Origin of the sequence: Xanthomonas bonasiae (assembly GCF_017163705.1) — a bacterium.
Lineage (GTDB): Bacteria > Pseudomonadota > Gammaproteobacteria > Xanthomonadales > Xanthomonadaceae > Xanthomonas_A > Xanthomonas_A bonasiae.
Genome location: NZ_JAFIWB010000007.1, coordinates 73,617 through 93,351 on the forward strand (window position 1 = coordinate 73,617; position 19,735 = coordinate 93,351).

Annotated in this window: 10 protein-coding genes; 6 read left to right on the forward strand and 4 right to left on the reverse strand. The window is 70.8% G+C overall.

What is annotated here, in order from left to right; translation table 11 throughout:
- Positions 1-197 precede the first annotated feature (197 nt).
- The 5 genes from JR064_RS09215 to JR064_RS09235 all read left to right on the forward strand — a co-directional run bounded on the left by JR064_RS09215 (position 198) and on the right by JR064_RS09235 (position 5,933).
- On the forward strand, positions 198-2,579 hold the full coding sequence (locus tag JR064_RS09215) for a S9 family peptidase (protein ID WP_206229530.1): 2,382 nt from the start codon (positions 198-200) through the stop codon (positions 2,577-2,579).
- A gap of 225 nt (positions 2,580-2,804) precedes the next feature.
- Positions 2,805-3,368: a hypothetical protein gene (locus tag JR064_RS09220; protein ID WP_206229531.1), complete on the forward strand. Its 564-nt coding sequence runs from the start codon at positions 2,805-2,807 to the stop codon at positions 3,366-3,368.
- 40 nt (positions 3,369-3,408) lie between these two features.
- On the forward strand, positions 3,409-4,416 hold the full coding sequence (locus JR064_RS09225; RefSeq protein ID WP_206229532.1) for a hypothetical protein: 1,008 nt from the start codon (positions 3,409-3,411) through the stop codon (positions 4,414-4,416).
- Between the two features lie 351 nt (positions 4,417-4,767).
- On the forward strand, positions 4,768-5,667 hold the full coding sequence (gene hemF, locus JR064_RS09230) for an oxygen-dependent coproporphyrinogen oxidase (RefSeq protein ID WP_206229533.1): 900 nt from the start codon (positions 4,768-4,770) through the stop codon (positions 5,665-5,667).
- On the forward strand, positions 5,664-5,933 hold the full coding sequence (locus JR064_RS09235) for a DUF2164 domain-containing protein (RefSeq protein ID WP_206229534.1): 270 nt from the start codon (positions 5,664-5,666) through the stop codon (positions 5,931-5,933). The genes hemF and JR064_RS09235 overlap by 4 nt, the downstream gene beginning before the upstream one ends.
- Positions 5,934-6,040: 107 nt before the next feature.
- Here the strand turns inward: JR064_RS09235 and JR064_RS09240 are convergent, their stop codons facing one another.
- Both JR064_RS09240 and polA read right to left on the reverse strand, forming a co-directional pair.
- Positions 6,041-6,520 carry a DUF421 domain-containing protein gene (locus JR064_RS09240; RefSeq protein ID WP_185824843.1) on the reverse strand — a complete coding sequence of 160 codons (480 nt, stop codon included), beginning with the start codon at positions 6,518-6,520 and terminating at the stop codon, positions 6,041-6,043.
- Positions 6,521-7,243: 723 nt separating this feature from the next.
- A complete protein-coding gene (gene polA, locus JR064_RS09245) occupies positions 7,244-10,012 on the reverse strand; it encodes a DNA polymerase I (RefSeq protein ID WP_206229535.1) in 2,769 nt (922 codons plus the stop codon).
- Positions 10,013-10,612: 600 nt separating this feature from the next.
- On the opposite strand from polA, the gene JR064_RS09250 reads away from it, so the two are divergent.
- Positions 10,613-10,900 (forward strand): DUF2782 domain-containing protein, encoded by a 288-nt coding sequence (locus JR064_RS09250; RefSeq protein ID WP_206229536.1) that lies wholly within the window; start codon positions 10,613-10,615, stop codon positions 10,898-10,900.
- A gap of 478 nt (positions 10,901-11,378) precedes the next feature.
- Here JR064_RS09250 and tssA read toward each other — a convergent pair whose 3' ends face one another.
- Positions 11,379-12,428, reverse strand: coding sequence for a type VI secretion system protein TssA (gene tssA, locus JR064_RS09255; RefSeq protein ID WP_206229537.1), 1,050 nt, complete (start codon positions 12,426-12,428; stop codon positions 11,379-11,381).
- 80 nt (positions 12,429-12,508) lie between these two features.
- A complete protein-coding gene (locus tag JR064_RS09260) occupies positions 12,509-19,732 on the reverse strand; it encodes a two-partner secretion domain-containing protein (protein WP_241092960.1) in 7,224 nt (2,407 codons plus the stop codon).
- Positions 19,733-19,735: the final 3 nt, after the last annotated feature.

A 19,735-nucleotide genomic window follows, 5' to 3' on the forward strand; every position in this document is an offset into this window, starting at 1 on the left:
CAGCCGGGCGAAATTGCGTGTGACGTCTTGTCGCAGGGCCGGGATTGGGGATTGGGGATTCGGGATTGGCAAAGCGAGAGGCCTCTGCGAATCCCCAATGCCGAATCCCCAATCCCGGCCGCCCCATGACCAACGGCGCAGTCGCCGCGCCATCGCGGCTGCTACCCTCCCCGCTTGCCCGTTCGTCCGGAATCCAGATGCGTCGCGTAACCCTGTGCGTTGTGTTGCTGTCCCTGTCCTGCCTGGCGCCGCTGGCCGCCGCGCAGGAAACCGCCGCTCCGTTGACGATCGAGCAGGCGATGGCCGATCCGGACTGGATCGGGCCGCCGGTCGAGGCCGCCTGGTGGGCCTGGGACGGGCGCCAGGTGCAGTACCAGCTCAAGCGCGCCGGCAGCCCGGTGCGCGACACCTACCGCCAGGGCGTCGATGGCGCCGCTGCGCAGCGCGTCGAGGACACCCAGCGCAGCACCCTGGATGCGGCCGATCCGGTCTACGACGCGCGTCGCCAGCGCATGCTGTTCGTGCGCAACGGCGACGTGTTCCTGCGCGACCTGCGCAGCGGCGCGCTGACCCAGCTGACCCGCAGCAACGACGCCGCGGCGCGCCCGCAGTTCACCACCGACGGCGGCGCGCTGTGGCGGGTCGGCAACGACTGGTACCGCTGGAGCGCCGGCGGCGGCACGCTGCAGGCGGCGGTGCTCAAGGCCGACCGCGATCCCGACGCCGCGCCCAAGCCCGATGCGCTGCGCGAGCAGCAGCTGCGCACCCTGGAAACCCTGGCCCGCGATCGCGCGCAGCGCGACCTGGCGCGGCAGCAGGAGCAGGCCTGGCGGCGCGCCGACGGCAGCCGTGCGCCGGCGCCGGTGTACCTGGGCGAAGACGTGGCCATCGACGACAGCGCGCTGTCGCCGGACGGCCGCCACCTGCTGGTGGTGACCCACGCCAAGAGCGGCGACGAAGGCCGCGACGGCAAGATGCCCAAGTACGTGACCGAATCGGGCTACGAGGAATTCCAGGAAACCCGCACCCGCGTCGGCCGCAACCCGCCGCTGGCGCAGACGCTGTGGCTGGTCGACGTGAGCGCCGGCAGCGCGCGCAAGCTCGACGTCGCCGCCCTGCCCGGCATCGACGCCGATCCGCTGGCGGCGCTGCGCAAGGCGGCCAAGCAGGAACCGCTGAAGGGGCCGCGCGCGATCCGCGTGGAGACCGACGGCGACGGCGCCGGTCCGGCGATCCACTGGAGCGACGACGGCCGCAATGTCGCGGTGATGCTGCGCGCAGTGGACAACAAGGACCGCTGGATCGCCAGCGTCGACCTGGGCAAGGCCACCCTGCTCAACCGCCACCGTCTCACCGACGCGGCCTGGATCGGCTGGAGCTTCAACGACTTCGGCTGGCTGGCGGACAACCAGACGCTGTGGCTGCTGTCCGAGCAATCCGGCTATGCGCACCTGTACACCCAGCGCGGCAACGACAAGCCGCGGCAACGCACCTCGGGCAAATGGGAAGTCTCCGCGCCGATCGCCACTGCCGACGGCCAGGGCTTCCTGTTCCTGTGCAACCGCAAGTGGCCGGGCGACTACGAAGTGTGCAAGCTCGACCTGCGCGACGACCGCGTCAGCGAACTGACCGCGCTCGACGGCGTGGAAGACTTCGCGCTGTCGCCGGACGGCCAGCAGCTGCTGGTGCGCTATTCGGGCAGCTACCTGCCGCCGCAGCTGGCGGTCGTGCCGGTGGCCGGCGGCAGCGCGCGCACCCTCACCGACACCCGCAGCGCCGCGTTCAAGGCGCGCGCCTGGATCCAGCCGCAGTACGTGCAGGTGCCGTCCAAGCACGGTGCCGGCGTGGTCTGGGGCAAGTACTACGGCCCGCAGCACCCCGAACCCGGCAAGCGCTACCCGATCGTGATGTTCGTGCACGGCGCCGGCTACCTGCAGAACGTGTCGGCGCGCTACACCCCGTACTTCCGCGAGCAGATGTTCCACAACCTGCTGGTGCAGAAGGGCTACGTGGTGCTCGACCTGGACTACCGCGCCAGCGCCGGCTACGGCCGCGACTGGCGCACCGCGATCTACCGCAACATGGGCCATCCGGAGCTGGAGGACTACCTGGACGGCCTGGACTGGCTGGTCGCCGACAAGCAGGGCGACCGCGACCGCGCCGGCATCTACGGCGGCTCCTACGGCGGCTTCATGACCTACATGGCGCTGTTCCGCAGCCCCGGCACGTTCAAGGCCGGCGCCGCGCTGCGCCCGGTCGGCGACTGGACCCAGTACAACCACGAATACACCGCCAACATCCTCAACACCCCGGAGCTGGACCCGGAGGCCTACCGCGCCTCCTCGCCGATCGAATACGCCGCCGGCCTGCGCGACCACCTGCTGATCGCCCACGGCATGGTCGACGACAACGTGTTCTTCCGCGATTCGGTGAGCATGAGCCAGAAGCTGATCGAGCTGCACAAGGACAACTGGGAGATCGCCCCGTACCCGCTGGAAAAGCACGGCTTCACCCGCGCCGATTCGTGGCTGGACGAATACAAGCGGGTGTTGAAGCTGTTCGAGCAGCAGTTGAAATAGGTCTGCCTTTCGGCAAGCGGTCGCGGCTGAAGCCGCTCCTACAGGACTGCCTGCGGAACGCAGGGGCTGTTGTGGGAGCGCCTTCAGTCGCGACGAGCGAAGCGCCGGCTTGCCGCTGACCGGCGGGCGAAGGGGCACCGCTCGCTTGCGCCGGCAGCCACCCGCCCTATCCTTGCCGGACGCTTCGCGGCCCCCTCGTGCCGCCACCCCATCGAAGGACCGCCGATGCCACCCCCGCCCCTGCCCTCCGCACGCAACCCGATGATCGACACGATGGCGAAGATCTCGCTGGTGGTCGGCGTGGTCTGGCTGCTGTACGCGCTGTGCCAGGTGGCGGTGCTGGCGCTGCTGCCCGATGGCGCGCTGCAAGGGCTGTTCGCGCGCGTCGGCATCACGCCGCCGGCGCTGTGGCAATGGTGCCTGGACCACATGCTCGCGCTGTCGCTGCTGTCGGCATTGCTGGCGCTGCTGTTCAGCGCCTCCGCGTGGGGGCTGCAGCAACGGCGCGAATGGGCACGGCTGAGCTTCGTCGCCTTCCTGGTCGTCACCGGACTGGCCAACTTCGCCAGCCTGCCGCTGATGTGGCACTTCTTCGGCGCGATGCACCAGATGCTGCCCAAGGCGCTGCTGCAGAGCGCCGACGGCGCGCAGTTGCTCGCTCAGCTGCAGTCCGGACGCATGATCAGCATGGCCACCGCCGCAGTGACCTCCCTGGTCTTCGCCGCGCTGCATGGCTGGATCGTCTACCAGCTGTACCGGCCGGCGATCCGCGCCGAGTTCCGCAGCTGATCCCACCCGCCGGCATCGCCGGCTTCGAAAAGGATTTCCGATGACATCGCATTGCCCCAGCCGCCGCTTCCTGGCCGGCGCCACCCTGTTCGCGCTGGCCTGGTTCGGCATCGCCGCCTGCGCCGCCGCCGCGCCCGCCGCCCCCGTCTGCGGGCTGTACGTGGACGGCGCGCAGAACGCGCTGTACCTGGAAAGCGCCGACAGCGCGCGGCTGGAACCCGAGCAGGACACGCCGCGGCGCTTCCATCTGCAGCGCGAGGGCAACGCCTTGCAGCTGTTCGATCTGGCCAGCGGCCGCAGCGAGCGCTACACGCTGTCGGCGGACGCCGCGCAGGTCCGTGCGGCGGACGGCACCGTCTATCGGCGCGGCAGCAGCGCGCCCTGCGCCGCCTCCGTCCCGGCGGCGACAGCGGCGATCGCGCAATGCCGCGCGGACCTGCCGGCCTGCGCGCAGCGGCTGGCGTCAGGCGACCAAGCGCAAGCCGCGGCGCTGTGCGGGCCGCAGTTGCCGTTCGCCTGCCGTGCGCTGCTCGATCCCGCAGCGACGGCGACCACCGCCCCCGACCAGGCCGGGGCTGCCGTGCAGCCCGAAGCCGTATGCCAGCGCAGCGCCTCCCCGCAGATCTGCACGGCGGCGGCGGAACGGCAGTGGGACGACGGCCAGTTCCTGCGCGCCAAGGCGCTGCTGGAACAGGCCTGCGCCCTGTCCGATCCGGTGGCCTGCGGCCGCACCACGGCACTGGAAGACGTGGACGCGGCGCTGCTGCAGTCGCCGCCGACCACGCGGCTGCCATGCGGCCGTTTCATCGCCCCCATCGGCGACGCGATCAGCCTGCAGTTCGGCGCCGATGGCAGCGTGCGCGACGGCAACGGCAACGTGATGGAAGCGCGTCTGCAGGACGGGCAGGTCGCGCTGCGCCAGCAGGATGGACAGCCATGGCGGCTGCGTCCGCTCGGCGCGAAGCGGCTGCTCGGCCTGGATCGCGCGCACCGCTTCGTGGTGTTCTTCGGCGACGCGGCCGACCACTGCGGGGCCACGGCGCCCTAGGGCGTGTCCTCCCTCCCCGGGCGACCCGCGCCGCCGCCGCGCATGCGTGTCCACGTCGGCGCCGACACGGCAGCGCGCACGCGCGGGCGTAGTCCTGCGGGTTGGGACTGCGACCTGCTCTGACATGGATGACACCCCCAGGCACACGACACGGGCGGCCCGGAAAGGCCCCCGTGCGCCCAGCCAGCCGCGGTGCCACGCCTCGACGCTCGAACGCAGCGCGCGGCAATGCGGTCATCCGACCGCGTTAACAGCCCCCGGCGATCGGCACGCAATAATGTGCGGCACGCCGCTGCCTGTCGCCCAGCTCCAGATGGCTGCCCCTCCCCCGCCCGACTGCCTACCGCCACCATGACCGAGTTCGACCGAGTACGCGACTACCTGACCGGCCTGCAGGACCGCATCTGCGCCGCCATCGAGGCCGCCGACGGCCGCGCCCGCTTCGCCGAGGACCTGTGGCAGCGTGCGGAGGGCGGCGGCGGGCGCACCCGCATCCTGCGCGACGGCGCGCTGTTCGAGCAGGCCGGGATCGGCTTCTCCGACGTGTCCGGCACGCGCCTGCCGCCCTCGGCCAGCGCCAACCGCCCGGAACTGGCCGGCGCCTCGTGGCGCGCCACCGGCGTGTCGCTGGTGTTCCACCCGCACAGCCCCTACCTGCCCACCACCCACGCCAACGTGCGCTTCTTCCGCGCCGAGCGCGACGGCGAAACCGTGGCCTGGTGGTTCGGCGGCGGCTTCGACCTGACCCCGTATTACCCGTTCGACGAAGACGTGCGCCACTGGCACCGCACCGCGCAGGCGCTGTGCGCGCCGTTCGGCGAAGACCGCTATGCCGCGCACAAGCGCTGGTGCGACGAATACTTCTTCCTCAAGCACCGCAACGAGACCCGCGGCGTGGGCGGGCTGTTCTTCGACGACCTGCACGCCGACTTCGAGCGCGACTTCGCCTACCAGCGCGCGGTCGGCGACGGGTTCCTGGATGCCTACCTGCCGATCGTCGAGCGCCGCCGCGCGCTGCCCTGGGGCGAGCGCGAGCGCGAGTTCCAGCTGTACCGGCGCGGGCGCTACGTCGAGTTCAACCTGGTCTACGACCGCGGCACCCTGTTCGGCCTGCAGAGCGGCGGCCGCAGCGAGAGCATCCTGATGAGCCTGCCGCCGCGGGTGCGCTGGGAATACGGCTTCCAGCCCGAGCCGGACAGCGCCGAGGCGCGCCTGGCCGAGTACCTGGTGCCGCGCGATTGGCTGGCATGAGCCGCACGCCGTTGCCGTCGGGTGTGCTGGGGCGCGAGGACAAGGCGCGCATCGCCGAGCAGTTGCAGCGCTACCTGCGCGAGGAACTGCAGCAGCAGATCGGCAGCTTCGAGGCCGAATTCCTGCTCGATTTCGTCGCCGAGCGCATCGGCGCGCAGTTCTACAATCGCGGCCTGCAGGATGCGCGCGCGCAGCTGGCCACCCAGTGGGACGTGCTGGACGACGCGCTGTACCAGCTGGAGCAACCGACCGAGACGCGCCGCTAGTCGCGGCGACGCCGCCGCTTCCTGTAGGAGCGGCTTCAGCCGCGACCGGGCGTTACTGGGAAAGCCCCGGTCGCGGCTGAAGCCGCTCCTACAGGGGGTTACAGGGATCAACCGTCCTTGGCGGTCAGGATGGTGATGTGGCCGTTGGTCTCCAGCAGCGCCAGGCGCACGTTGTCCAGGCCCGGGCAGCCCTGCTGGCGCATCGCCGCCTCGAAGTCGGCGTTGCTGACCAGTTCGCGGCGCAGCACCTGGCGGAACACATGGCCGTCGCGCGCCAGCACCACCGGCTCGCCTTCGATCAGGCGCTCGGCGCGATCGCTGCGCGAGGTGATCAGGCCGACCCCGAAGTTCAACGCGATCAGCGTCGCCGCCAGCAACAGGCCGCCGCCGAGCGAGGTGTCCTGGCCCAGCAGGGCGTTCTGCACCGCATTGCCGAGCAGCACGATCAGCAGCATGTCGAACGGTGTCAATTGCCCCATCGCGCGCTTGCCCGACACCCGCACCATGGTCAGCACCGCCACATACACCACCACCGCGCGAAAAATGAATTCCCACCACGGCATCGACAGATGAAAAAGATCGGGCATCGCGCGGCTCGCAGGTTGGTGGTTGCGCCCCGGCGTGTGCCGGCGGCGATGGCGCTGAACTGGATTTTTTCGCAGGCAATAAAAAAGCCCCGCGGACCAGGGGGAGGTCGGCGGGGCCAGGGAACGGAGACTTGGGGAGGAGTCGCCGTTCCTAGATCTGCTCCAGGGGATGGGAGGAGATCCGCGACAGGTATTGCGCCTGTCGAGGGATATAAAAACATTTTGCACCTTGCTAGTTCGTGAAGATTTTAGTTAAAAATTCATCGAATTAAGGACCGATTCATTCACGAAATCCAGCGCAACGCAGGGTTCCAGAAACAACTGCTTTTTATAGGGTGGATCCGTGCGCAAGAACGCGGCGAACGATCGTTTGTGATGCGGAGTGGATCCCGAAACCGTGCGCTGTTCGCCGGTCTGGCGCATGGATGCTCCAAAACCGCTGCGAAACCGTCTGCTTCGCTACGCGAGCAACGCTGGGAGCAGCGCGTAGACAGTTGCGCTGCGACGCTCCCGGCCGGCCGATCGCCACGCCGCGCGATTTCGAATAAAGGCGTTCAGGCGTGCCGCAACATCACGAGCGCGGCCTGGCCACCACTCCTGCGCCCGCGAATCGGGCCGCCCACGGCAACGCGCCCCCATCCCCGTTCACCACACCAGGCCCCGGCCACTGGCCGGCCCGGACTTCCCGTTCCCGATTCTCGACTCCCGATTCCCTGACCCCAACTAATGCGCCTCGTCCCAGTTGTCGCCGACGCCGCTGTCCACCACCAGCGGCACCTTCAGCGCGGCGGCGCCGGCCATCAGCCGGGTCACTTCGGGCAGCAGCGTGTCGACGAAGTCGGCATCGGCCTCGAACACCAGTTCGTCGTGCACCTGCAGGATCATCAGCGCGCGCTCGCGGTGCGGCTCCAGCCAGGCGTCCACGGTGACCATGGCGCGCTTGATGATGTCCGCCGCGGTGCCCTGCATCGGCGCGTTGATCGCCGCGCGCTCGGCGCCGGCGCGCAGGCCCTGCTGCTTGGCGTTGATGTCGTTCAGGTACAGGCGGCGGCCGAACAGGGTCTCCACGTAGCCCTGGGTGCGCGCCTGCTCGCGCATGCGCTCCATGAAGTCGCGCACCGCCGGGTAGCGGCTGAAGTACAGCGCCACGTAGTCCTGCGCCTCGCCGCGGCCGATGCCCAGGTTGCGGGCCAGGCCGAACGCGCTCATGCCGTACATCAGGCCGAAGTTGATCGCCTTGGCGGCGCGGCGCTCGTTGTTGGTGACGTCCTCCAGCTTGCGCCCGAACACCTCGGCGGCAGTGGCGCGGTGCACGTCCACGCCGGCGCCGAAGGCGCGCAGCAGGCCCGGGTCCTCGGACAGGTGGGCCATGATCCGCAGTTCGATCTGCGAGTAGTCGCAGGCGATCAGCTTGCGCCCGGGCGGGGCGACGAAGGCGCGGCGGATGCGGCGGCCGTCGTCGGTGCGGATCGGGATGTTCTGCAGGTTCGGATCGGCCGAGGACAGCCGTCCAGTGGCGGCGCCGGCCTGGTGGTAGCTGGTGTGCACGCGGCCGGTGTCGGGATTGATCATCTCCGGCAGCTTGTCGGTGTAGGTGCTGCGCAGCTTGGCCAGGCCGCGGTATTCCAGGATCACCCGCGGCAGTTCGTGCTGGTCGGCGATCGCCTCCAGCGCCTCTTCGTTGGTGCTGGGCTGGCCCTTGGGGGTCTTCATCAGCGCCGGCAGTTTCAGTTCGTCGAACAGCACCGCCTGCAGCTGCTTGGGCGAATCCAGGTTGAAGGTGCGCCCGGCCAGCGCGGTGGCCTTCTGCTGCGCGGCGAGCATGCGCTGGCTCAGGTCCTGGCTCTGCCTGCGCAGTTCGGCCATGTCCACACTGACGCCGTTGGCCTCGATCCGTGCCAGCACCGGCACCAGCGGCATCTCGATCTCGCGGTAGACCTTGGCCAGCGCCGGCTCGGCGTCCAGCTGCGCGGACAGCGCGCGGTGCAGGCGCAGGGTGATGTCGGCGTCCTCGGCGGCGTAGCCGGTGGCGTCGTCGATGGCCACCTGCGAGAACGCGATCTGCTTGGCGCCCTTGCCGGCCACGTCCTCGTACTTAACCGTGTCGTAGCCCAGGTAGCGCCGCGCCAGCGAATCCATGTCGTGGCGGCTGGCGGTGGAATTGAGCACGAAGCTCTCCAGCATGGTGTCGTCGGCGTAGCCGCGCACGTCCACGCCGTGGCGGCGCAGCACGTGCAGGTCGTACTTGCCGTGCTGGCCGACCTTGGGCCTGGCCGGGTCCTCCAGCAGCGGCTTCAGCGCCGCCAGCGCCAGGGTCCGGTCCAGCTGCACCGGCGCGCCGGGGTAGTCGTGGCCCAGCGGCAGGTAGTCGGCGCGGCCCGGTTCGATCGCGAAGCTGAGCCCGACCAGGTTGGCGCGCATCGCGTCCAGCGCGTCGGTCTCGGTATCGAAGGCGAAGCCGGCGGCCGCGCGCAGGCGCTGCAGCAGGTGTTCGAACTGCTCCGGGGTCATGATCGCGGCGTATTCGCCCTTGGCGGCCAGCGCCGGGTCCAGGGTGTCGTCGATCGGCGCGGCGGCGCGGGCGTAGCCGGCGGCGGTACCGCGCAGGCTGGGGGTCACCTCGGCGGCGCCGGCCGGGGCGGCCACGCCGCCGTCCAGGTCGCGCAGCGCCTGGGTGAAGCCGTAGCGCTGGTACAGGCCGCGCAGCAGGTCCGGGTCCTGCTCGCGCAGGGCCAGCGTGCGCGGCCCGCCGGGCAGGGCCACGTCGGTCTTGATCGTGACCAGTTCGCGGTTCAGCGGCAGCCGCGCCAGCGCCGCGCGCAGGTTCTCGCCGATCTTGCCCTTGATCGCGTCGGCATTGGCCATCACCCCGTCCAGCGAGCCGTATTCGGCCAGCCACTTGGCCGCGGTCTTGGGGCCGCACTTGTCCACGCCCGGCACGTTGTCGATGGCGTCGCCCATCAGCGCCAGCAGGTCGACGATCTGGCTCGGCCACACGCCGAACTTCTCCATCACCGCCGCGTCGGAGTCCATGCGGCTGCCGCTCATGGTGTTGACCAGCTGCACGCCGGGGCGCACCAGCTGGGCGAAGTCCTTGTCGCCGGTGGAGATGGTCACGTCCAGGCCGTCGCCGGCGCCCTGCAGGGCCAGGGTGCCGATCACGTCGTCGGCCTCGACCCCGCCCTCGCGCAGGATGGTGATGCCCAGCGCATGCACGATCTGGCACATCGGCTCGACCTGCGCGCGCAGCTCGTCGGGCATCGGCGGGCGGTTGGCCTTGTACTGCGCGTACAGGTCGTCGCGGAAGGTCTTGCCCGGCGCATCGACCACGAAGGCGACGTACTCGGGGCGCTCCTTCAGCGTGGCGCGCAGCATGTTGACCACGCCGAACAGCGCGCCGGTGGGCTCGCCGGCGGGGTTGGTCAGCGGGGGAAGCGCGTGGAACGCGCGATACAGGTAACTGGACCCGTCGATCAGGACTAATCGGCTCATCGGGCAATTCTACGCTGCACCTGGCTCGGGACCGGGGACCAGAGCCCCTCTACCACCGGGAGAGGGGTTGGGGTGAGGGCAAGGCGCGAAGCGACTCGCTGGGGTTGGGTGCGCGAGGCTTCGCCCGTACCCTCATCCGGCCCTGCGGGCCACCTTCTCCCGATGGGAGAAGGAACAGCCGCTTAGCCCCTCTCCCGCCGGGAGAGGGGTTGGGGTGAGGGTAAGGCGCGAAACGGCTCGCTGGGGTTGGGTGCGCGAGGCTGCGCCCGTACCCTCATCCGCCCCTGCGGGGCACCTTCTCCCGGTGGGAGAAGGGACCGCCGCTAGCCCCTCTCCCGCCGGGAGAGGGGTTGGGGTGAGGGTGCGGCGCGAAGCGACTCGCTGAGATTGGGTGCGCGAGGCTGCGCCCGTACCCTCATCCGGCCCTGCGGGGCACCTTCCCCCCGAAAAGGGGGCCATGGTCCCGGTGGGAGAAGGAACAGCCGCCAGCCCATCAAGAGAGGGGTTGGGTGAAGCGCTACACGCATCCAGCCGTTACGCGCCGAATGCGGCCTCTCGGCGCATAATCCGTGCGACGACTTCGCCGTGGAGAATGCTGCAATGAAAGCCCTGATGCTGGTTCCACTGTTGCTGCTGGCGGGCTGCGCCTCGACCGGGATCGGCCCCGACGGCCCGCCGGTGGACGTCCGCGGCGCGGACGTGATCCATCGCACGATGGACAACGGCGACAGCGTGGACGAATACCGGGTCTCCGGCCAGCTGCGCGCGGTCAAGGTGACCCCGGCCAACGCCCCGGCCTACTACCTCTACGACCAGAACGGCGACGGGCACATGGACGGCAGCAAGGACAATGTGTCGCCGGTGTACTGGAAGCTGTATAGCTGGTGACGCCGGATCGGGAATGCTCGATCCAGCGCCGGCCGCGCACCGCTGCCACAAACGGAAACCTGGCGCGCTTTCGGATGCTCCGCACGTCGCGACCGAAGTCGCTCCCGCAGTGCGCCCAACCAGCGCGCTGCTGGCCTTTGCGGGAGCGACTTCAATCGCGACGCACGGAGTCGGCAACAACAGCGGTTTCGGCGCCATGTCGGGGCTGAAGCCCCTCCTGCAGTACACCCGACACGCCGGCCGTTTCCCGTAGGCGCGGTTTCAACCGCGACGAGCGAAGTCGTCCAGCTATCCGGCTTCGGCAGCAGGCGGGGCTGAAGTCCCCCACAGTGCACCGGCCGGCACGCCGCAAGCCCCTTGTGGGAGCGACTTCAGTCGCGACGCACGGCGCCTGAAACGCCCCCGACTTCGGCGGTGCCGGGCCGAAGCTGCCTGCACCGGGGGAACGCCGGCACCGCAGCCGGCGGCACGCGCCGGCTCAGGCGTCCTCGTCGCGGACGCCGGCCACGTGCTGCAGTTCGCTGACCCCGGCCGGGGCCAGTTCCTTGAGCAGGTCCAGGAAGTTGCGCCCGACCAGGCGCTGCGCGCGGCGCAGCAGCAGCGGCACCGGGCTGGAGGGTTCGTGGCTGGCGTAGTAGGCGCAGATCTCGTCGAGCCGGCGCATCACGTCGTCGGGACTGGCGATGCGGGCATTGCCGCCGGCTCCGGCGGGTGCGGCAGTGCCGCCCTGGCCGTCGGCCGGCGCCTCGCCCGCCGCGTCGCCCTCGGCTGCGCCGCCGTTGCGCGCGGTCCATTGCGGCAGCAGGAAGCGCTCCAGGTCGCGCAGGTCGCCGAGCAGCGGCTTGAGGTCCGGCGCGGCGCTGCCGATGCGTTCGGCGAACAGCGCGTCCACCTCGCGCGCCAGCTGCTGCGCACGCTGCACCGCGGCCACGGTCTCGCCCAGCGCTTCCAGCGGGCAGTCCAGGCAGCAGGCCTCGATCTCGGTCAGCGACGGCACGCTGTCGCCGGCATTGGCCGGCTTCACGCTGCCGTTGGCCACGCGCAGGTCGCGCAGGCTGAAGCGGCCCAGCCGCGGCGATTGCACGAAGGCGGTGCTGCGCAGCGCGCCGAGCAGGCCCAGCGGATCGCCCAGCGCGACCACCGCGTTGACCCGCGCGGTCGGGTCGTCGTCGTCCTCGGCGTCCAGCTGCGGGTGCACGCTGTCCCAGCGCTGCGCCAGCAGCGCGTGCACCAGGGCCAGGCCGTCGGCCCAGCCGGGCAGGCCGCGCAGGCGCAGCCAGGCCGCGCTCAGGTGGATCGCCACGCGCAGGTCGTGGCTGCGGCGGAACAGCGTCAGCGCCAGCGTCTGCACCTTGTCCCAGTCCGGCTCCTCGGCGGCGATCACGCTGTCGCCGACCGCGCGCTCGGCCTTGTTCGCCGCGGCGCGGTCCAGCGCCAGGAAGTCGGGGTCGTATTCCAGGTCCGGGCCGGACGCCGCGTCGTCGGCGATCGGCGCCAGCAGCGTCTCGAGGGTCTGTTCGGTGCTCATGCGCAATCACTCCGGGGCGGATGCGGCCGGCGTGGCGAGGGCACACGCCGGCAGGGAAACGGGACGGCGGCGCGGTGCGCTCATTCCTGCGTGCATTGCGCATCCGGATCGTCGGCGTCGCAGGCCGGCTGCTGGTCGGCCGGCAGGCGCAGGCCCGGCTTGACCAGGCCGAACGCGCGGTAGTTGGCGTTGGCCGCGCTCAGGTCCACGTAGGCGATGGTGCGGTTGCTGGAACTCTGCGCGCGGCTGGCGAACGCCGAGGTCGGTACGTTGATGCCCGACTCGCCAACCACGCCGAGCAGGCTGCCGTCGGCGGCGAGCGCGTAGAAGTACGCCGGCGGCAGGCCGATCGCCGCCACGGTCTGGTTGCGCACGCCCAGCACGTAGATCGGATTGGCGGCGGTGCCGATGCGGCCGCTGGCCGAGAAGGTGCCGGCGCCGTCGTACAGCCAGGTGGTATCGGCCTGCAGCAGGTCGCCGAGCACCGCCAGGTACAGCGCCGAGGTGCCGGCATTGACGGTGTAGGCGCTGCCGTTGAGCGCGGACAGGGTCAGGCTCTGGCCATTGGTCAGGCTGAAGCCGCCGGGCGAGGAAAAATCGCCCAGGGTGCCGATGCGGTTGTCGATCGCCGCACCGGCGGCGCCCAGCCGGGTGCTGCCGCCGACGCTGCCGCTCAGCGTGTCGGCGCTGATGCGGCCGCCGCCGGTTTCGCTCAGGTCGCCGCCGGCCTGCAGCCAGACGCTCTGGCCGCTGAGCGCGCTGCCGATCGCCAGATCGCCGCCCGCATCCAGGCGCAGCGCACCGGCGACCGCGACCGGACCGGTCACGCTCAGGTCGCCCAGCGTGCGCAGGCTCAGTTGGGTTGCGTCGAAGGCGCCGAGCGCGGCGATGGCGTTGGCGCCGGTCAGGCTGGTGGCGCCGCCGGAACTGCCGCTCAGCGACGCGGCACTGAGCGTGCCGGCGGTCTGCGCGATCGCGCCGCCGCTGTGCAATTGCAGGCTGCCGCCGCTGCTCACGTCGTGGCCCAGGCCCAGGTCGCCACCGGCGCTCAAGCCGATGCTGCTGCCGCGCAACGCGCCGGCCGTGCGCAGCGCGCCGGCCGCGCTCAGCGCCAGGCTGCCGCTGGCCTGCGCCGCCACCGTCAAATCGTTGCGATCGGCGATGGCGATGTCGCCGCCGCTGGCCTGCACTGTGCCCTGGAAATCGTTGCCGGTATCGGTCAGCGCGATCGCGCCGCTGCCGGCATCCAGGGTGGTGGCGCCGGCGACGGTCAGCGCGCCGCGCTGGCCGATGCCGCCGCCGCTCGCCGCCGGCGTGGCGGCGCTGGCGGTGACGATGCTGGAGGTGGTGCCGCCGCCAGCGTCGCTGCGTGCGACCAGATCGCCGCCGATGCGGCCCTGGCCCAGCGACAAGGCGCCGCCGCTGGTCACGTTCAGCGCGGCGACCGCCACGCTGCCCAGCGCCAGTGCGTTGCGGTCGCGCAGGGTAACGGCGCCGCCGGCGAGGTTCACCTCGCCCTGGAAGTCGTTGCCGGCCGTGTCCAACGCGATCGCGCCGCCGCCGCTGTCGATCGTGGTGCTGCCGCCCACCTGCAGCGCGCCGCGCTGGGTCACTGCGCCGCCGCCGCTGGCGGCGACCAGGTCGCCGGCGATGCTGCCTTCGCCCAGGTTCAGTGCGCCTTGGCTGCCGACGTCCAGCGCGCCCAGCGACAGCGTCCCCAGGGACAACGCGTTGACGTCGCGGATGCGCGCGGCACCGCCGCTGAGCGCTAGCAGGCCCTGGAAGTCGTTGCCGGCGTTGTCGAGCGCGATGGCGCCGCTGCCGGTAGCGATCGCGGTATCGCCGGTCACGATCAATGCGCCGTTCTGGCTCAGCGCACCGGTGGTGGCGAGCTGCAACGCGGTGGCGGTGGAGGCGCCCAGGGTCAGCGCGTCGAGCGCGTCGATGCGGACGGCGCCACCGTCGAATGCCAGCGTGCCGGCGAAGCGGTTGGCCTGGTCCAGCGTGATCGCGCCGCTGCCGGCCGCCAGGCGGGTGGCGCCGCCGATGTCGAGCGCGCCGCTCTGGCCGATCGCGGCGTTGCCGCTGTCGGCCTGCAGGGCGCCGCGTACGCTGCCGCTGCCGAGGTTCAGCGCGCCGCCGCTGCTCACCGCCAGGCTGTCGACCGACAGCGTGCCCAACGTCAGCGCGCCGCTGTCATGCAGTTGCACCGCGCCGCCGGCGATGTCGACGCTGCCGGCGAAATGGTTGCCGGCACCGGTCAGGGCGATGCTGCCGCTGCCGGTGGACAGGGTGCTGCTGCCGCCGACGGTCAGCGCACCGCCCGACTGCACGATGGCCGCGTTGTCCGTGCTCAGCTGCAGGGTGCCGGTCGCGGCGACGTCGTCGGCCAGGCTCAGGCCGCTGCCACCGCCGAGGGTCAGGTTGTGGCCGCTCAGCGCGCCGCCCAGATGCAGGGTGCCGTGGCGGGCGATCAGGCTCAGATCGCCGCTGCCGGTGTCGATCGCGCCGCCCGGCAGGTCGAGCGAACCGTCGGCGAGCAGCGACAGCGCGGCGTTGTTGCCGTTGTGGACGGCGGCGATGCTCAGGTCGTTGCGGTCGGCGAGCTGGATGCCGCTGCCGCTGAGATCGACCGCGCCGACGAAGTCGTTGCCGGCGTTGGCGAGCACGATCGACCCGCTGCCGGCATCGAGCGTGCTGGTGCCGGCGACCGTGAGCGGGCTGCTGGCGGATTGGATGATGGCGCCGCCGTTGCTGGTCGCGGTCAGCGCGCCGTTGATCGTGCCGCTGCCCAGATTCAGCGCGCCGCTGCTGGTCGCGGTGAGGTTGCCGGTGGTCAGCGTGCCCAGGGTCAGCGCGTTGCTGTCGGTGATCGCGCTGCTGCCGCCGGTCAAGCTGACCGCCTGGCCGAAGTCGTTGCCGGCAGTGGCCAGCGTGATCGATCCGCTACCGGCGTCGAGGTTGCTGCTGCCGGTGACGGCCAATGCGTTGATGGTGGACTGGGTGATCGCGCCACCGTTGCTGGTCGCGGTCAATGCGCCATTGACCGTGCCGCTGCCCAGGTTCAGCGCGCCGTTGCTGGTCGCGACGAGGTTGCCGGTGGTCAACGTGCCGAGCGTCAGCGCGTTGCTGTCGGCGATCGCGACGCTGCCGCCGGTCAAGCTGACCGCCTGGCCGAAGTCGTTGCCGCTGGTGGTCAGGGTGATCGATCCGGCGCCGGCGTTGAGGGTGCCGGCGCCGGTGACGACCAGTGCATTGGTGGTGGACTGGGTGATCGCACCGCCATTGCTGGTCGCGGCGAGGGTGCCGGTCACCGTGCCGCTGCCCAGGTTCAAGGCACCGGCGCTGGTCGCGGTGAGGTTGCCGGTGGTCAGCGTGCCGAGCATCAGCGCGTTGCTGTCGGCGATCTGGGTGCCGCCGCCGGTGAGGCTGACCGCCTGGCCGAAATCGTTGCCGCTGGTGGTCAGGGTGATGGCGCCGCTGCCGGCATTGACGTTGCTGGTGCCGGTGACGCCGAGTGCGTTGGTGGTGGACTGGGTGATCGCGCCGCCGTTGCTGGTCGCAGTCAGCGCGCCGTTGACCGTGCCGCTGCCCAGGTCCAGTGCGCCGCTGCTGGTCGCGGTGAGGTTGCCGGTGGCCAGCGTGCCGAGCGTCAGCGCGTTGCTGTCGGTGATCTGGGTGATGCCACCGGTGAGGCTGATCGCCTGGCCGAAGTCGTTGCCGTTGGTGGTCAGGGTGATCGATCCGGCGCCGGCGTTGAGATTGCTGGTGCCCGTGACGCCGAGTGCGTTGGTGGTGGATTGGGTGATCGCATTGCCGTTGCTGGTCGCGGCCAGGGTGCCGGTCACGCTGCCGCTGCCCAGATTCAAGGCGCCGCTGCTGGTGACGGTGAGATCGCCGGTCGCCAGCGTGCCCAGGGTCAGCGCATTGCTGTCGGTGATCTGGGTGGTGCCGCCGGTGAGGCTGATCGTCTGGCCGAAGTCGTTGCCGCTGGTGGTCAGGGTGATCGCGCCGCTACCGGCATTGAGATTGCTGGTGCCGGTGACCGTCAATGGGTTGCTGGTGGATTGAACGATCGCGCCGCCATTGCTGGTCGCGGCCAAGGTGCCTGTCACCGTACCGCTACCCAGGTTCAAAGCGCCGTTGCTGGTCGCAGCGAGGTTGCCGGTGCTCAACGTGCCCAGGGTCAGTGCACCGCTGTCGGTGATCGCCGTGGCGCCGCCGGTCAGGCTGACCGCCTGCCCGAAGTGGTTGCCCGCGCCGGTCAACGTGATCGCGCCGCTGCCCGCATTGACGCTGCTGGTGGCGGAGGCGGTGATTGCGCCGGCGCTCTGGGCGATCGCGCTGTCGACGGTGGTCAGCGTCAGCGTGCCGGTGGCGGTGACGTCGTGCGCCAGGGTGAGGCCGTCGTCGCCGCTCAGGCTGACGTTGCTGCCGGACAGCGCTGCGGCCGTGGCCAGCGCGTTGCCGCTGTGCAGGCTCAGGTTGGCACTGCCGGTGGCGATCGCGCTGCTCGGCAAGGTCAGCGTGCCGGCCGCAGACAGGGACAGCGCGCTGTTGTTGCCCAGGGTCAGCGCGGACACGTCCAGGTCGTTGCCGTCGGCCAGGCGGATGCCGCTGCCGGTCAGCGACACGGCGCCGCCGAAGTCGTTGGCGACGTCGTCCAGTGTGATCGCGCCACTACCGGCATTGAGGGTGCTGGTGCCGGTGACGGTCAGCGGATTGCTTGCGGACTGGGTGATCGCGCCGCCGTTGCTGGTCGCAGCCAAGGTGCCGGTCACCGTGCCGTGGCCCAGGTTCAGTGCGCCAGTGCTGGTCGCGGTGAGATTGCCGGTGGTCAGGGGGCCGAGGGTCAATGCGCCGCCGTCGGTGATCGCCGTGGTGCCGCCGGTCAGCGTCACCGCCGCCTGAAAATCGTTGCCGGCGTTACCCAGCGCGATCGCGCCGGTGCCGGCGTCGATCTCGGCCAGGCCGGTGACGGTCAGCGCGTTGCTTTGACCGATCGCCCCGCCGTTGCTGGTCGCATCCAGCGTGCCGGTCACGCTGCCGCCGCCCAGGTTCAAGGCGCCGCTGCTGGTCGCGGTGAGGTTGCCGGTGGCCAGCGTGCCCAGGGTCAGCGCATTGCTGTCGGTGATCTGGGTGATGCCGCCGGTCAGGCTGACCGCCTGGCCGAAATCGTTGCCGCTGGTGGTCAGGGTGATGGCGCCGGTGCCGGCATTGAGGGTGCTGGTGCCGGTGACGGTGAGCGGGTTGCTGGTGGACTGGGTGATCGCACCGCCGTTGCTGGTCGCCGACAACGCGCCGGTCACCGTGCCGCGGCCCAGGTTGAGCGCGCCGGTGCCGGTCGCGGTCAGGTTGCCGGTCGCCAGCGTGCCGAGGGTGAGCGCGCCGCTGTCGGTGATCGCGGTGGTGCCGCCGGTCAGGCTGACCGCCTGGCCGAAGTGGTTGCCGGCGCCACTCAAGGCGATCGTGCCGCTGCCGGCGTTGACGCTGCTGGTGCCGGTCACCGTCACTGCGCCGGCGCTCTGCACGATCGCGCTGTTGACGGCGCTCAGCGCCAGCGTGCCGGTCGCGGTGACGTCGTGCGCCAGGGCGATGCCGGCGTCGCCGCTCAGGCTCACGTTGCTGCCTGACAGCGCCGCGGCGGTGGCCAGGACGTTGCCGCTGTGCAGGCTCAGGTTGGCGCTGCCGGTGGCGATCGCGCTGCCCGGCAAGGTCAGCGTACCGGCCGCGGACAGCGACAGCGCGCTGTTGCTGCCCAGGGTCAACGCGGCGATGGTCAGGTTGTTGGCGTCGGTTAGGGCGATACCGCTGCCGGTCAGCGACACCGCGCCGCCGAAATCGTTAGCGGCGCGCTGCAGAGTGATCGAGCCGGTACCGGCGTTGAGATTGCTGGTGCCGGTCACGGTCAGCGCATTGCTCGCGGACTGTGTGATTGCGCCGCCGTTGCTGGTCGCGGCCAGCGTGCCGCTCACCGTGCCGCTGCCGAGATTGAGTGCGCCGCTGCTGGTCGCCGTGAGATTGCCGGTGGCCAGCGTGCCCAGGGTCAGCGCGTTGCTGTCGACGATCGTGGTGGTCCCGCTGCTCAGGCCGACCGCCTGGCCGAAGTCGTTGCCGGCATTGTCCAGCGTCAGCGCATGGCTGCCCAGCGAGAAGCTGCTGCTGCCGCCCACCGTCAACGCACCCGACTGCGTCAGGTCGATGGCATTGGACAGGCTCAGGTTGCCGCTCACGTCCAGCGTGCCGAGTGCGGCAATGCGGTTGCTGCCGCTGAAGCTGGCGTTGCCGCCGATGCTGCCGCTCAGGGTGCCGGCGGTGTAGGTGCCGCTCTGCTGCACGCTGCGCTCGGTGCTGATGCTGATCGCGCCGCTGCCCACGTCGATGCTGCCGCTGCCGCCGATGCCGGTCTGGCCGGCGCCGTTGGCGACCAGCGACACGCTGCCGTCGCTGCCGCTGCTGAGGGCGGCGGCGGTGATGGTGCCGCTGTTGTTGATCAACTGGTCGAACATACCCTGCGCGGCGCGCGCCTGCAGGGTGATGATGCCGCCGGGCGCGCTGAGGCTGCCGCTGTTGTCCACCGCCAGCGTGTCCAGTTGCAGCTGCAGCGCCTTGTCGACGACGACGCCGAAGCCGCCGCTTTCGAAGGTCAGGGTGACCTTGTCGGCGCCGACCAGGTTGATGTTGCCGGCGCTGGCGGTGATGGTGCCGCTGTTGACCACCTTGCCGCCGATCAGGTCGACCGCGCCGGCGGCGGCGTTGATGGTGCCGCTGTTGGACATCAGCGCGACCGTGTTGCCGCCGGCGTCGAGCACGTCGTTGCCGCTCATGAAGTTGGAGGCGGTGGTGCCCAGGGTGCTGGCCACCAGCCCGCCGACGTTGAACTGCGCGGTGCTGCCGAAGATGATCCCGTTGGGGTTGATCAGGAACACCTGGCCGTTGGAGTTGAGATTCCCGAAGATCTGCGTGGGATTGCCGCCCTGCACCAGGTTCAGCACCGCGGCGCTGGTGGACGGCTGGTTGAATGTCACTGTCGCCGCCGAGCCGATGTCGAACGTGGACCAGTTCAACGCCATCCGGCTGGAGGTCTGGTCGATGGTCAGGGTCGCGCCGCTGGCCGCGTTGATGGTGCCGGTGCCGCCGGCGATGCTGCCGCCGGTCGGCAGCTGGGTGCTCGCCACCTGCGCCGCCGCCATGCCCGGCGCCGCGCCGAGCGCGACCGCCAGGGCCAGCGCGAGCGGCGAATGGCGCAACGCGCGCGAGCGTGCGGCACGGGTGGCGAGCGAAGTCTGGGCGATGGCGGACATGAG